13 protein-coding genes are annotated in these 12,918 nt (G+C 62.8%); 7 read left to right on the top strand and 6 right to left on the bottom strand.

Translation table 11 applies throughout. From position 1 onward, the window contains the following. Positions 1-19: 19 nt before the first annotated feature. Together yghU and ACFOKF_RS12645 are read right to left on the bottom strand one after the other, a co-directional pair. Entirely contained in the window at positions 20-889 is an 870-nt protein-coding gene (gene yghU / locus ACFOKF_RS12650) for a glutathione-dependent disulfide-bond oxidoreductase (RefSeq protein ID WP_380796037.1), read from the bottom strand. A gap of 89 nt (positions 890-978) precedes the next feature. Next, complete coding sequence (locus tag ACFOKF_RS12645) at positions 979-1,413, bottom strand: universal stress protein (protein WP_380797786.1); 435 nt, start codon at positions 1,411-1,413, stop codon at positions 979-981. Positions 1,414-1,813: 400 nt separating this feature from the next. On the opposite strand from ACFOKF_RS12645, the gene groES reads away from it, so the two are divergent. Then, positions 1,814-2,101, top strand: a complete 288-nt coding sequence (groES, locus tag ACFOKF_RS12640; protein WP_380796036.1) for a co-chaperone GroES — start codon at positions 1,814-1,816, stop codon at positions 2,099-2,101. Between the two features lie 56 nt (positions 2,102-2,157). Further along, complete coding sequence (groL, locus tag ACFOKF_RS12635; protein ID WP_380796035.1) at positions 2,158-3,801, top strand: chaperonin GroEL; 1,644 nt, start codon at positions 2,158-2,160, stop codon at positions 3,799-3,801. Positions 3,802-4,269: 468 nt separating this feature from the next. Here the strand turns inward: groL and ACFOKF_RS12630 are convergent, their stop codons facing one another. Then, positions 4,270-4,950: a GNAT family N-acetyltransferase gene (locus ACFOKF_RS12630; protein ID WP_380796034.1), complete on the bottom strand. Its 681-nt coding sequence runs from the start codon at positions 4,948-4,950 to the stop codon at positions 4,270-4,272. Between the two features lie 123 nt (positions 4,951-5,073). Here ACFOKF_RS12630 and ACFOKF_RS12625 point away from each other — a divergent pair, with 123 nt between their 5' ends. After that, a complete protein-coding gene (locus ACFOKF_RS12625) occupies positions 5,074-7,092 on the top strand; it encodes a putative bifunctional diguanylate cyclase/phosphodiesterase (protein ID WP_380796033.1) in 2,019 nt (672 codons plus the stop codon). Positions 7,093-7,103: 11 nt separating this feature from the next. Here the strand turns inward: ACFOKF_RS12625 and ACFOKF_RS12620 are convergent, their stop codons facing one another. Continuing rightward, positions 7,104-8,060 (bottom strand): crotonase/enoyl-CoA hydratase family protein, encoded by a 957-nt coding sequence (locus ACFOKF_RS12620; RefSeq protein ID WP_380796031.1) that lies wholly within the window; start codon positions 8,058-8,060, stop codon positions 7,104-7,106. Between the two features lie 238 nt (positions 8,061-8,298). Between ACFOKF_RS12620 and ACFOKF_RS12615 the strand changes: the two genes are divergently transcribed. Continuing rightward, a complete protein-coding gene (locus tag ACFOKF_RS12615) occupies positions 8,299-8,478 on the top strand; it encodes a hypothetical protein (RefSeq protein ID WP_380796030.1) in 180 nt (59 codons plus the stop codon). A gap of 58 nt (positions 8,479-8,536) precedes the next feature. Beyond that, on the top strand, positions 8,537-9,667 hold the full coding sequence (tgt, locus tag ACFOKF_RS12610) for a tRNA guanosine(34) transglycosylase Tgt (protein ID WP_380796029.1): 1,131 nt from the start codon (positions 8,537-8,539) through the stop codon (positions 9,665-9,667). Between the two features lie 6 nt (positions 9,668-9,673). On the opposite strand, the gene ACFOKF_RS12605 is transcribed toward tgt, so the two are convergent. After that, positions 9,674-11,182 carry a sensor histidine kinase gene (locus ACFOKF_RS12605; RefSeq protein ID WP_380796028.1) on the bottom strand — a complete coding sequence of 503 codons (1,509 nt, stop codon included), beginning with the start codon at positions 11,180-11,182 and terminating at the stop codon, positions 9,674-9,676. 88 nt (positions 11,183-11,270) lie between these two features. Beyond that, positions 11,271-11,561 carry a NepR family anti-sigma factor gene (locus ACFOKF_RS12600; RefSeq protein WP_380796026.1) on the bottom strand — a complete coding sequence of 97 codons (291 nt, stop codon included), beginning with the start codon at positions 11,559-11,561 and terminating at the stop codon, positions 11,271-11,273. Between the two features lie 246 nt (positions 11,562-11,807). Here ACFOKF_RS12600 and ACFOKF_RS12595 point away from each other — a divergent pair, with 246 nt between their 5' ends. Together ACFOKF_RS12595 and ACFOKF_RS12590 are read left to right on the top strand one after the other, a co-directional pair. Then, the gene (locus tag ACFOKF_RS12595; protein WP_380797783.1) at positions 11,808-12,599 is read left to right on the top strand and encodes a response regulator; all 792 of its coding nucleotides are present in this window, start codon (positions 11,808-11,810) and stop codon (positions 12,597-12,599) included. Positions 12,600-12,677: 78 nt separating this feature from the next. Further along, entirely contained in the window at positions 12,678-12,809 is a 132-nt protein-coding gene (locus tag ACFOKF_RS12590; protein ID WP_380796025.1) for a hypothetical protein, read from the top strand. The last annotated feature ends 109 nt before the right edge of the window (positions 12,810-12,918 follow it).

The following is a 12,918-nucleotide window of genomic DNA, read 5'->3' as shown; positions in this document are numbered from 1 at the left end:
CCTGCGGGAGGGGGAATAATCAACCCGCCCCTTCCAGCTTGTCCTGCGTCTTCGTCTCGAAATCGCTGGCGGCATGGCGTTCGTGCAGTTGCTCTTCCAGCGGCCCGTTCGCCTTGTTGACCATGCGCCCGCGCTTCACCGCCGGCCGCGCGTCGATCTGCCTGGCCCAGCGCAGCACGTTCGCATAGCTTTGCGCATCCAGAAACTCCGCCGCGCCATAGGCCCGGTTCAGCACCAGCCCGCCATACCAGGGCCAGATCGCGATGTCGGCGATCGAATATTCGCTGCCTGCGATATACTCATTGTCCGCCAGCCGCCGGTCCAGCACGTCCAGTTGCCGCTTCACTTCCATCGTATAGCGGTTGATCGGATATTCATATTTTTCCGGCGCATAGGCGAAGAAATGGCCAAAGCCGCCACCCAGCAGCGGCCCCGCGCCCATCTGCCAGAACAGCCAATTGAGCGCCTCGGTCCGCCCGGCCGGATCGGTCGGCAGGAATTTGCCGAATTTCTCCGCCAGATAGAGCAGGATCGAACCGGATTCGAACACGCGCTGCGGCGGCGATACGCTGCGGTCCAGTAGGGCGGGGATCTTGCTGTTGGGGTTCACCTCCACAAAGCCGCTGGAAAACTGGTCGCCATCGCCAATCCTGATCAGCCATGCGTCATAATCCGCCGCCACAACGCCCGCCTTCAGCAACTCCTCCAGCATAATCGTCACCTTCTGCCCGTTGGGCGTGGCGAGCGAGTAGAGTTGCAAGCCATGCTCGCCCACCGGCAGCGCCTTGTCATGGGTGGCTCCGGCGATCGGCCGGTTGATATTGGCGAAGGCGCCGCCGTTACTTTTGTCCCAGATCCAGACTTTGGGCGGGGTATAGCTGTCGGTCATGCGGGCAAGCCTCCAATGAAGGGAAATCTTGCCCGCAGGTAGGAAGCGGTTCCGCCGCCCGCAACCAAGCCTCTCTCAACGACCGATGATTATTGCGCATCCGTCCGCACCACCAGCACGCTGACCGGCGACTGGTGGACGATGGCCGATGCGTTCGATCCCAGCAGTTTGGAACTCAGCGTCGGTTGGTGCGAAGCAATGACGATCAGGTCGGCCTTGCGCCGCTGCGCTTCGGTGATCACTTCGTCCCGCACCCGCCCGCGCCGGGTGAATATCTGCGTGCGCGCCTCGTCCAGCCCAGCCTCGCTGGCCCATGTCTTCATGTCGGCGATGGCGTCCTCTTCCTCGCGCTCGTCGAAATCGCCCGACAGCAATTCGGAATAGCGGGTTGGCAGATAATAGCGGACATAGAGGATATGGACGGTCCCCTGCGCACCGGCGATTGTGGCGGCGCTGGCGATGGCGGCACGGGCCAGCGCCGGGCTGTGGACGTCGACGGCGGCGAGTATCGTGGTGTAGAGCATCATCCTCTCCTTCTGCTTATGCCGCCTTCAACCGGCGACACGCGCGCGCGATGCCCCTGTCATCAAAGATTCCCGAAACGACATATATCAGGAATGACCGCAATATCCGCGCAATCCGTCGCGTGGGCGGTGTCGATCGGGGTGGAAGCGCCTATATGCCGCGCCATGCGCTGGAAAAGCCTGTGCAGGAAACGGACGGGCGGCGTAAAAAATTCCGCTTGCCCGCTCTTGACCAGCGGATCGACTTTTCCATATGCATGCCGCTAGCACTCCCCTATAGTGAGTGCTAACAAGAAAGAGTTCATCGGGAGAAGGATAGGCGGACAGGGCATATTCGGAGCGCGACTCCGGCTTCCCGTGCGCCCTTCTGATCCCAAACGCCAAGGGAAAGGCAATCAACATGGCATTTCGTCCGTTGCATGACCGCGTTCTCGTTCGCCGCATCGAAGCGGAAGCGAAGACTGCCGGTGGCATCATCATCCCCGACACCGCCAAGGAAAAGCCGCAGGAAGGCGAAATCGTCTCTGTCGGTTCGGGCACGAAGGCCGAAGACGGCAAGGTTACGCCGCTGGACGTCAAGGCTGGCGATCGCGTTCTGTTCGGCAAGTGGTCGGGCACCGAAGTCAAGGTCGACGGTGAAGACCTGCTCATCATGAAGGAATCGGACATTCTCGGCATCGTCGCCTAAGCGATACCCAGGAATTTCGGTTTTCAGATTTCCCCATTTTTCAAAGGAATTAGATCATGGCAGCGAAGGACGTAAAGTTTTCGCGTGACGCTCGTGAGCGCATCCTGCGCGGCGTCGACATTCTGGCCGACGCGGTCAAGGTGACTCTGGGGCCGAAGGGCCGCAACGTCGTCATCGACAAGAGCTTCGGCGCGCCCCGCATCACCAAGGACGGTGTTTCGGTCGCCAAGGAAATCGAGCTGAAGGACAAGTTCGAGAATATGGGCGCCCAGATGGTCCGCGAAGTTGCTTCGAAGACCAACGACATCGCCGGTGACGGCACCACCACCGCGACCGTCCTGGCTCAGGCCATCGTGCGCGAAGGCATGAAGTCGGTTGCCGCCGGCATGAACCCGATGGACCTGAAGCGCGGCATCGATCTCGCCGTCGCCAAGGTTGTCGAAGACATCAAGTCGCGCTCGAAGCCGGTTTCGGGTTCGTCGGAAGTTGCCCAGGTCGGCATCATTTCGGCCAATGGCGACCGTGAAGTCGGCGAAAAGATCGCCGAAGCCATGGAAAAGGTCGGCAAGGAAGGCGTCATCACCGTGGAAGAGGCCAAGGGTCTCGACTTCGAACTGGACGTCGTGGAAGGCATGCAGTTCGACCGTGGCTACCTGTCGCCCTACTTCATCACCAACCCGGAAAAGATGGCTGTCGAGCTGGCTGATCCGTACATCCTGATCCACGAAAAGAAGCTGTCGAACCTTCAGTCGATCCTTCCCATATTGGAAGCCGTCGTTCAGTCGGGCCGTCCGCTCCTGATCATCGCTGAGGACATCGAAGGCGAAGCGCTGGCGACCCTGGTCGTCAACAAGCTGCGCGGCGGCCTGAAGGTTGCGGCTGTCAAGGCGCCTGGCTTCGGCGATCGCCGCAAGGCCATGCTGGAAGACATCGCCGTCCTGACCAAGGGCGAAGTGATCTCGGAAGACCTGGGCATCAAGCTGGAATCCGTGACCCTGGGCATGCTGGGCACCGCCAAGCGCGTCACCATCGACAAGGACAACACCACCATCGTCGATGGCGCCGGTGAAGCCGACTCGATCAAGGGCCGCACCGAACAGATCCGTGCGCAGATCGAAGTCACCACTTCGGACTATGACCGTGAAAAGCTTCAGGAACGTCTGGCGAAGCTCGCTGGCGGCGTGGCCGTCATCAAGGTCGGCGGCGCGACGGAAGTCGAAGTCAAGGAACGCAAGGACCGCGTCGACGACGCCCTGCACGCCACGCGCGCAGCCGTCGAAGAAGGCATCGTCCCCGGCGGCGGCACGGCTCTGCTCTACTCGACCAAGGTTCTCGAAGGCGTCACCGGCGCGAACGACGACCAGACCCGCGGCATCGACATCGTCCGCAAGTCGCTGACGGCTCTGGTTCGCCAGATCGCCGCAAACGCTGGCCATGACGGCGCCGTCGTGTCGGGCAAGCTGCTCGATCAGGCTGACACCTCGTTCGGCTTCAACGCGTCGACCGACACCTATGAAAACCTCGTCGCCGCTGGCGTCATCGACCCGACCAAGGTCGTGCGCACCGCGCTCCAGAACGCTGCCTCGGTCGCTGGTCTGCTGATCACCACCGAAGCCGCTGTTTCGGAACTGCCCGAAGACAAGCCGGCTCCGGCCGGCATGCCCGGCGGCATGGGCGGCATGGGCGGCATGGACTTCTAAAAGCGATCGTAGCGGGTGGGCATCGCTCATCCGCGGTTCGATCGCGACTTCAAAGAAGTCCGGCGCTTTGCTGATCAGGAAGGGGCCGGTGGAGCGATCCACCGGCCTTTTTCATTGGGAGCGGGGATGGGCGCGCCTGTCCTATCGCCTGCTTTCCAAGGCAGGATGACGACGCTTCTTTCTCAATCGTCGCTCTGCGCCAACGACGCTCCCGCTTTCCGATAGGATCACGCCCGCGCATCCTTATGTCGCATTTGGCGGGAAATATGCGAAGTTAAGCGCGCGCGCCGCAAGATGATCCGTTCGCCCTGAGCCTGTCGAAGCCTGTCCTGAGCGCCTGCTGCAAGCAGGCAGTCGAAGGGGGCTGCACTTTTCTCAAACGCTTCAAGCAAAGAGCGGGGCGTCGACAGGCTCAGCCTGAATGGAGGTTGGGTGACTCATGATACTCGACACGGAAGAGTCTTGCGATCAGTCGCGCTGCGTCAGCACCAGCATCGGTAAAGTCGCCCGCATCTCGAACCCCAAAGTCCGATACAGCGCGATCGTCTTGTCATGGCTGGCATAGGCGTGGAGGAAGGGCGTCTCGCCCCGGTCCAGCATCGCCTGCATCACCACCCGCATCAGCGCCCCGGCATAGCCGCGCCCGCGCCAGTCGGGATGGGTGCACACTCCGCTCACTTCGGTGAAACCGGGCATCCGCATCCGCTCGCCCGCCATCGCGACCAGCTTGCCCCCATCGCGCACGCCGATGAAGCGCCCCAGCCGATGCGTGCTGGCGCGGAAAGGTCCGGGCTTGGTCAGCAGCGCCAGTTCCAGCATCTCCGCCGCATCCTCGTCGCCCAATGGCGTCCAGTCCGGCTCCGTCCCGTCCCCGGCGCGGATGGAGGGCGCAACCATCTGCGCCAGCATCGCGCTGCGGGACAGGGTCATATTGGCCGGCGCAATGTCGGCCTCGCGCCCCACCATCCAGATTTCGCCCTCGGCGGGGATCAGGTCGGCCAGCGCGGCCAGCGCGGTCGGCCTGCTATCGGCCGGCGCGGCAAAGGGGCCATGGCCCGGCTCCAGGCGCAGAGCATGGGCGTCCCCCTCCGCCAGCGTGGACCATCCGCTGTTGAGGGCATTCCATACAGGGCGATCGAGCGGATGCATGTCAGTGGTTTCCTGTCGGGTCGAGGGCGAAACGATCCCGCGTTATCAGCGCGCCGTGGCGATGCAAGACAGTCCCGCTACGCTCCCGCCCGGTCATAATGTTAACCGAATGATAAATCGAAAATGCGAGGTAGCGGGACGGGAACCGGAGAACCGGAATTGCGCAGATTAAGGACATTGCTGGACAGACGCCGTGTGCCGCCTTCGGCGCATGATGCAGACGTGCGTCGCAGCCTTGTCGAATCGCTCTATGCTTCGCCCACTTCGCTGACGATCGGCGCAGTCACCGGCGTTGCGGTCGGCATCGTCATCAGCAGCCTGTCGGCGCCGGGGCCGATCCAGCTGGTTGTGCTGGCGCTGTGCGTCGTCGCCACGCTGCGGGTGATTTCCGCCGTCTTCTTCCACCGCCAGCTGGTGCGCGGTACGGCGGTCGCCTCGCGCAGCTGGGAACTCATCTACGAACTGGGCGCTTGGGGCTATTCCGGGCTGCTCGGTCTGATGGCCTTCGTCACCCTGCTGGGATCGCGCGATCCGGTGACGCACATGCTCAGCGTGTCGATGGCGACCGGCTATGCCGGCGGCATTTCCGGTCGCAACGCCGGCCGCGTGCAGATTGCGATCGGACAGGTGTGCCTCACCCTGCTGCCGACCGCGACGGGCTTGTGGCTTCAGGGATCGACCGGCTACCGCGTGCTTTCGGTCGCCATGGTGATGATGGTGCTGGGGCTGGCGGAAATCAGCTCCACTATTCACCGCATCGTCGTGCAGGCGCTTGTCGGCCGGCGGGACAAGTCGCTGCTGGCGGAAAAGTTCGAACGGCTGGCCCGTTTCGACAGCCTGACGGGTCTGGAAAACCGCATGGCGATGCAAATGCGCCTGCGCGAGATTTTCGACACCAATCAAAAGCGCAACGACGCCGTCACCATCCTGTGGATGGATGTCGACCGCTTCAAGGAAATCAACGATTCGCTTGGCCATATGGTCGGCGATCAGTTGCTGCGCGGCGTGGCCGAACGACTGACCGAAGTGGTGCAGGGCAGGGGGCGGATCGCCCGCTTCGGGGGGGACGAATTCGTCATCATCTGCCCGGACATGGACCGCGTGACCGCGTCTGCGCTGGCGCAGGAAATCATCTCCTACTTCGCCCATGGCTTCGATCTCAGCGACAATCATCTCCAGGTCACGGCCTCCATCGGCTACGCCGTCGCGCCACAGGACGGCCGCGACATGGACGAACTGATGCAGCATGCCGACCTTGCCCTCTATGAGGCGAAGGGGCAGGGGCGCAACCGCGCCGCCAGCTTCAACTGGTCGCTGAAAGAACGCTTCAACCGCGTGCACGAGATTGAGACGGGCCTGCGCCGCGCGCTCGACGGCGGCGAACTCAAGCTGCTGTTCCAGCCGATCGTAGATCTGGAAAGCGGCCGCATCGATGCGTGCGAAGCGCTGCTGCGCTGGGACCATCCGGTGCTGGGGCCGATCCCGCCGTCCGAATTCATCCCCATTGCGGAGGGGATGGGCATGATCGAGGCGATGACAGGCTGGGTGTTGCGCGAAGCCTGCGCTGCCGCGGCCTCCTGGCCCGGCGACGTGCGGATCGCGATCAACATTTCACCCGCCTCGCTCAAATCCAACGAATTGCCGGCCAATGTCATCGCAGCCTTGCTGGAATCGGGCCTGTCCGCGCGGCAGCTGGAGCTGGAAGTCACCGAATCCATCTTCCTGGACGATAGCGGCCAGACCAACGCCGTCCTGCGCGAATTGCAGCGGATCGGCCTGCGGCTAGCGCTCGACGATTTCGGCACCGGCTACAGTTCGCTCTCCTATTTGCGCTCCTATCGCTTCGACACGCTCAAGATCGACCAGAGCTTCATGGCAGGGGTCAGCGCCAATGCGGAGGATCGCGCGATCGTGCGCGCGATCGGCAATCTGGCCCGCGATCTGGCGATGGACACCGTGGCGGAAGGCATCGAAACGCAGGACCAGCTCGCCCATGCGCGCGAAGCGGGCTTCACCAATGTTCAGGGCTATCTGTTCAGCCGGCCTGTCCCGCGCGACAGGATCGCGGATCTGATCGCCGCCGGGCCGCTGGAAGGGGCGGAGCGGCCCGAACCGATGCGGCCCAGCCGCCGCCGGGCCTGATCCTCGTCGTTTCAGCCGCGCAGCCGGGTCTGGGCTGCGGCCAGCCGGCGCATCATCCGCAGGTCGCGGTCAGACAGCGACAGGGCGGTTTCGGTCCACATTTCGACAATGTCGGTCAGTTCGGTCAGCGTCATCGGATTGACCCGCCGGCCCGCGCGATTGATCCCGACATAGCCGGCATGATGCGCGGCATGATCTTTGATCCACTGCGCGGTCGCCGCTTCGCCCGTGCCAGTGTCGACCACCTGGGTGACGATGCCCATCTCATACATTTCGTCCGCACTATAGATGCGGCCTTCAGCGATCATCTGGCGCGCCATGACCGGCCCGACCCGCCGTTGCAGGATCGAATAGGCGCCCATGCCGGGGAACAGGCCAAACAACACTTCGGGCAATCCGAAGCGCGCCTGCCGTTCGGCGATGATGACGTCGAAACACATCAGCGCTTCCAGTCCGCCGCCCAGCGCGTCGCCCTGCGCCAGGCCGATATTGATGATGTTCATGTCGTTGCAGTGCCAGATGCGATCGACGATCTCGCAACAGGCGACGCCATATTTCAACAGCGTCTCCCGGTCGCGCCGCTGGATGCACTCGGCAAACATCTCCAGGTCGCCGCCCAGGTTGAACACGCCGGGAAAGCGCGATCCCAGCACCATGAATTTGAGCACGCCGTCCCGGTCGGCGAAGACGCGGCGGCTTTCCCGTTGCCATGCCATCGTGTCGCGAATCAGGCCCATATTGCTGTTGGGCCGCTCCAGCGGCGTCATGAACGCCCAGAGCGTTCCCAATTCCTCTTCCCAGCGCACGTCAATCTGCCCCAGGTCGAACAAGGTCGACTGGCGAAAGGCGGTGGCCAGTGGCGTTTCCGTATCGGCCAGGGGCGGATGGTCGCCAGCGTCGACGAAATGGTTTTCGTCCGCAGCCTCGACATCGTCCCGCGCCGGATTAAACCGTCCTGAATCAATCATGTGCGACCCCGTTTTCCTATTTCGCATGAGCAGAACAGGCTTGCAGGCAGCATGCAATCAACCGCCCATATATTGACAGGGCGTTAACCATTTTTATGGTTAACTGTTGCAAGGAGGTCGCCGCAAACTATGGCGTTGCGGACAGGCTGTGGCGGTTATGCCACAAAAGACGCTTTTGTACATTTGTAAAACTGATCGCGCAGGTCTTTGTTAACCTTTGTTAATTATGATCATGGGCATGACCGATCGACGTTCGCACTCTCCCCGCGTCACCCTTGGCCTGCATGATGAACAGGGCGAACCCTGGCCGCTGCGCCTTTCGGCCGACTGCCTGCGCTTCATCGGCCCCTATCGCCGGCTTGAAGGCTTCAACATCGATGCGATGGCCCTGTTCGAAGGCGTCCGCAAGGCGGGCTGAGCCCCGCCAATTCCCCTGATCCTTGTGTCCGGCCGCGTTCGCCCCTAGAGCGCGGGACATGACTAGACCCCGTTTTTCCTTCGCCATCAGCGCCACCGATGGGAAGGCGCGCACCGGCGCGATCCAGATGCGCCGCGGCGAAATCCGCACGCCAGCCTTCATGCCGGTGGGCACCGCCGCCACCGTCAAGGCGATGCGCCCGGCCGAAGTGCGCGCGACCGGCGCGGACATCATTTTGGGCAACACCTATCATCTGATGCTGCGCCCCGGCGCGGAACGCATGGCCCGCCTTGGCGGCCTTCATGGCTTCATGGGATGGGACCGGCCGATCCTGACCGACAGCGGCGGCTATCAGGTGATGAGCCTGTCCGCACTGACCAAGATGAGCGAGGAGGGGGTCGCCTTCTCCAGTCATATTGACGGGTCGAAGCATATGCTGACCCCCGAACGGTCGATGGAAATCCAGCGCCTGCTGGACAGCGACATCGTCATGGCCTTTGACGAATGCACCAAAAACGGCTGTACTCATGATGAAGCCGCCAGGTCGATGGAGCGATCGATGCGTTGGGCGAAGCGATCGCGCGACGGTTTCGACGCCGGCGGCGAGCATGCCGAACGCGCCGCCCTGTTCGGCATCCAGCAGGGGTCGCTGGATGAAAATCTGCGTCGTATCTCTGCGGAAAAGCTGATCGAGGTCGGCTTTGACGGTTATGCCGTCGGCGGTCTGGCGGTGGGCGAGGGGCAGGAGGCGATGTTCGCCACGCTCGACTTCGCGCCCGACATGCTGCCGCAGGACAAGCCTCGCTATCTGATGGGCGTGGGCAAGCCCGACGACATTGTCGGCGCGGTGGAACGCGGCATCGACATGTTCGATTGCGTGCTGCCGACCCGGTCTGGCCGCAATGGACAGGCCTTCACCTGGGCCGGTCCGCTCAACATCCGCAACGCCAAGTTCAATGAGGATATGGGTCCGCTCGATCCGCGCTGCGGCTGCCCGGTCTGCGCGACCTGGAGCCGCGCCTATCTCCATCATCTGGTGAAGGCGGGCGAGATGCTGGGCGCGATGCTGATGACCCAGCACAATATTCACTTCTATCAGGAACTGATGCAGGGCCTGCGCGACAATATCGCCGCCGGCACGCTGTCGAGCTTCACCGCCGATTTCCGTCGCGACTATCAGCGCGTCTGAAGACGATCAGGGAATAACCGTGATGGCGATGCTGTAGCGGCCCGCATCGCCATCATGATCCAGCGGTGCGCGCAACTGGCGCGACAGGCCGGTCAGCACCCGGCCATAGCGTTCGCCCAGCAATTCGGTCATCCGCTCGGACGTGCGCAGGCCGCCGGACTGGACGCTCAGCAGCGCGCGGTCGGCGCGCTCGCCGTCCTGCTGCACCGAAATCCGCATCGTCCCCTGCGGCGCCAGCACCATCGCGAGTTCGACCAGTTCGGTGATCAGGAAGGCGACGGGCACCGCCACGTCCTGACCGATGTGCAGATTGTCGCTTTCGATCTGGATGGCGAAACGGCGCGCCTGGGCCGGGGCGGTGCCGCGCAGGCTGGCGGACAATTCGCTGATCAGCGGGCGCACGCCCACGCCGCGATTTTCCTCCAGTTCGGCAAAATGATTGCGATGCACCACCGACAGCGCGTCCACGCGGCGCTGGATGGAGGCATAGGCTTCTATCGCTTCGGCTTCATGGGCGGACCGCGCGTGCAGGCTGATCAGGCTGGCGATGATCTGAAGATTGTTTTTTACCCGGTGGTGCACTTCGCGGGTCAGCTTGCGCTGCGTTTCCAGCCCCTCGGCCATTTCAGCCTCGTGCGTGGCGACATCCTCGCTGATTTCACGGAATGTCTCGCCCAGCGCCATGATTTCCTGCGCGGGCGTGCGCACCTTCTGCATCGGTTCCAGCACGGCGCCCGGCTCATAGGCGGCGACGACGCGGCGCAGCAGCACCAGCGGACGGATCAGCAGCCGGTTGACGACCAGCCAGCCGATGGCCGCAGCGGCGAACCACATGACCAGCGGCAGGAACAGCGACAGCAGGCGCGCCACCGTCGCGGGGGGATCGCGCACGGACATGGTCAGCAGAATATCCGGCGGATCGAGCCGGGCCGACAGGCTTTCCATATGGCCCTGGACGGTGGCGCCCGATCGGCTGACGATCAGCGTCCTGTCGCCCTGACGCAGGCTGAGTTGCCGATTTTGCAGCGCCGTGGCGGGATCGGCGATGCTTTCCAGATGCGCGCGCGAATAATAAGCGAGCGCCACAACCCGGCCATCCTTGCTGCGGACCCGGCTCACCAGGGAGTGGGACGCGGGAAGAAGTTCGGCGATCTTGCGGTCGAAGCGGGCGGATGCAGCGATTCCCGCCGGTTCATCGTCATCGGACTGGCACAGCCGCCGGCCGGACCGATCATAGATGAAGAAGCGCCCGCCATCCACATCATGCGACGTCAGAAAGAATCCCAGCCTTTTGCACATGCCCGGATCGGCGGCATTATTCGCCAGCGCATTGGCGGTCAGTTCCAGTGCGGTGCGATCGGACTGAAGATCTGCGGTCAGCTTGCGCGCGCTTTGCGTCACGGCGACGCGCAGCAACGCTTCCTTTTCCAGATCGGCGGTGCGGATCGCCTGCAACGACGCGACAAGGGCGATCAGTCCCAACGGAAGCAGGGCCAGCGTCAGGATGAGGAACATCTTGACGCCGGTGGACCGAAAATATCGCAGCAGAGGCTCTGTCAGGGAGCGGGCTGCCGGAGGAAGGCTGCCCCCGTTCATGATCGCGTCAGTCCAGCTTGCTCAACAGGTCCAGCATTTCGGACGGAATATCTTCGTCTACCGCTTTCTGATAGACGGTGCGCAGAGCCTGCGACACTTGTCCTTCTTCCTTTGCGGCGGCGGCGGACCGGCGCTTGCGTGCGGCAGGCGCAGCCTTCGTCTGGGTTTGTGGAACGGTCAGGCCGGCATCCTTGCTGTCGTCGGCCACGCCCCGCTCCGTCGTTGAAGAAACCAAAATCAGCCCCTCTGCAACCATCTGTGTCACGCCCGCCAGCCCGTATTTGCGGGATTTTGTCATGACGTCAATTCAGCGCTGCGCGATGTTTCCAGGAAAATCACGATATCGCCCAAAAAAACCATATGGATGCGAAACAAATCGGGTGGTCGATGGTTCCGCAATCCGAAGCATTTTTTGCGCCGACCGGCATGAGGCGGCGATGGGGGGACGGGGGCTTGCCAATATGGCATGGACATTCCATCCTTCCTGCGAACGCCGATGCTTCGGGACAAGGACGCCCGGTTCGGGCAGGGAGACGATTTGACGATGTCGCTTGGACAGCAACTGCACCCCCATCTGCCGTTTTTGCGGCGCTATGCCCGCGCCCTTACGGGCAGCCAGGGGCATGGCGACGCCTATGTGCGCGCCGCGCTGGAGGCGATCGTCGCGGCGCCGGAAGAATTTCCGACCGACGTTGATCCGCGACTGGGCCTTTATCGCACCTTTCACGCCATCTGGTCGTCAGCACATCTGGAAGATGTGCCCGCTGCGTCCGGCGGCGGTCGCGAAGCCATCGCTCAGGCGCGCCTCGCCCGCCTGACGCCGCTGCCGCGCCAGGCGTTGCTGCTGACCGCGCTCGAAGGCTTCACCATCGACGACGTATCCTATCTGATTGATATGGACGCCGGCGAAGTGGAAGCGCTGGTCGAAGAAGCGCTGAGCGAGATCGAGGCGCAGACCCGCGCCAAGGTGCTGATCATCGAAGATGAGCCGATCATCGCGATGGACATCGAAACCATCGTGCGTGATCTGGGTCATGACGTCACCGCCATCGCCGTGACCCGCGAGGATGCGGTGCGCGAAGCGCTGGCCGACCGGCCGGGGCTTGTGCTGGCGGATATCCAGCTTGCCGACGACAGCAGCGGCATAGATGCGGTGAAGGATATTCTCGCCGAATTTTCGGTGCCGGTCATCTTCATTACTGCCTTCCCGGAACGGCTGCTCACCGGCGAACGTCCTGAACCGACCTTCCTCATCACCAAGCCGTTCCAGCGGTCCACGGTGAAGGCCGCCATTTCGCAGGCGCTGTTCTTTGATGAGGCGACGGCGCCCGCCTGATTGGCGGTGATCTGACAAAGGCACGGAACCCTGATCCCAACGCTGCGTTAATGATGCGTAACGATTGGGAGAAGGGCCATGGCGGAACCGGAGAAGCATATTGCTGCCGATGAAGCTCGTGCCGGGAGCACGCCGCACATTGTGCGTTATGTTCTGGGCATATCCATGGTGTTGGCCATTATCGCGATGTTGCTGGTGCTATGGCGCTGACGGCATCGTCCCCGGTTCTTCCAGGGAGTGGATGGCGGACGCAGGAATTGGTCTTTGGTCATAAACGGTTTAGGGTACGGGCGCACATATGGCTTTGACGACGTCGATT

It is taken from the genome of Sphingobium rhizovicinum (assembly GCF_042647625.1).
GTDB lineage: Bacteria > Pseudomonadota > Alphaproteobacteria > Sphingomonadales > Sphingomonadaceae > Sphingobium > Sphingobium rhizovicinum.
The sequence above is the reverse complement of the archived record's forward strand: the minus strand, read 5'-3'. Positions and strand labels throughout refer to the sequence as shown.

What these genes read in the sequence shown, in the direction of transcription:
- ACFOKF_RS12600 (WP_380796026.1), bottom strand. Translation starts at nt 11,561, where the DNA reads ATGACAAAATCCCGCAAATACGGGCTGGCGGGCGTGACACAGATGGTT.
- groES (WP_380796036.1), top strand. Translation starts at nt 1,814, where the DNA reads ATGGCATTTCGTCCGTTGCATGACCGCGTTCTCGTTCGCCGCATCGAA.
- ACFOKF_RS12620 (WP_380796031.1), bottom strand. Translation starts at nt 8,060, where the DNA reads ATGATTGATTCAGGACGGTTTAATCCGGCGCGGGACGATGTCGAGGCT.
- ACFOKF_RS12625 (WP_380796033.1), top strand. Translation starts at nt 5,074, where the DNA reads ATGCGAGGTAGCGGGACGGGAACCGGAGAACCGGAATTGCGCAGATTA.
- ACFOKF_RS12590 (WP_380796025.1), top strand. Translation starts at nt 12,678, where the DNA reads ATGGCGGAACCGGAGAAGCATATTGCTGCCGATGAAGCTCGTGCCGGG.
- tgt (WP_380796029.1), top strand. Translation starts at nt 8,537, where the DNA reads ATGACTAGACCCCGTTTTTCCTTCGCCATCAGCGCCACCGATGGGAAG.
- ACFOKF_RS12605 (WP_380796028.1), bottom strand. Translation starts at nt 11,182, where the DNA reads ATGTTCCTCATCCTGACGCTGGCCCTGCTTCCGTTGGGACTGATCGCC.
- ACFOKF_RS12645 (WP_380797786.1), bottom strand. Translation starts at nt 1,413, where the DNA reads ATGCTCTACACCACGATACTCGCCGCCGTCGACGTCCACAGCCCGGCG.
- ACFOKF_RS12615 (WP_380796030.1), top strand. Translation starts at nt 8,299, where the DNA reads ATGACCGATCGACGTTCGCACTCTCCCCGCGTCACCCTTGGCCTGCAT.
- yghU (WP_380796037.1), bottom strand. Translation starts at nt 889, where the DNA reads ATGACCGACAGCTATACCCCGCCCAAAGTCTGGATCTGGGACAAAAGT.
- ACFOKF_RS12595 (WP_380797783.1), top strand. Translation starts at nt 11,808, where the DNA reads ATGTCGCTTGGACAGCAACTGCACCCCCATCTGCCGTTTTTGCGGCGC.
- groL (WP_380796035.1), top strand. Translation starts at nt 2,158, where the DNA reads ATGGCAGCGAAGGACGTAAAGTTTTCGCGTGACGCTCGTGAGCGCATC.
- ACFOKF_RS12630 (WP_380796034.1), bottom strand. Translation starts at nt 4,950, where the DNA reads ATGCATCCGCTCGATCGCCCTGTATGGAATGCCCTCAACAGCGGATGG.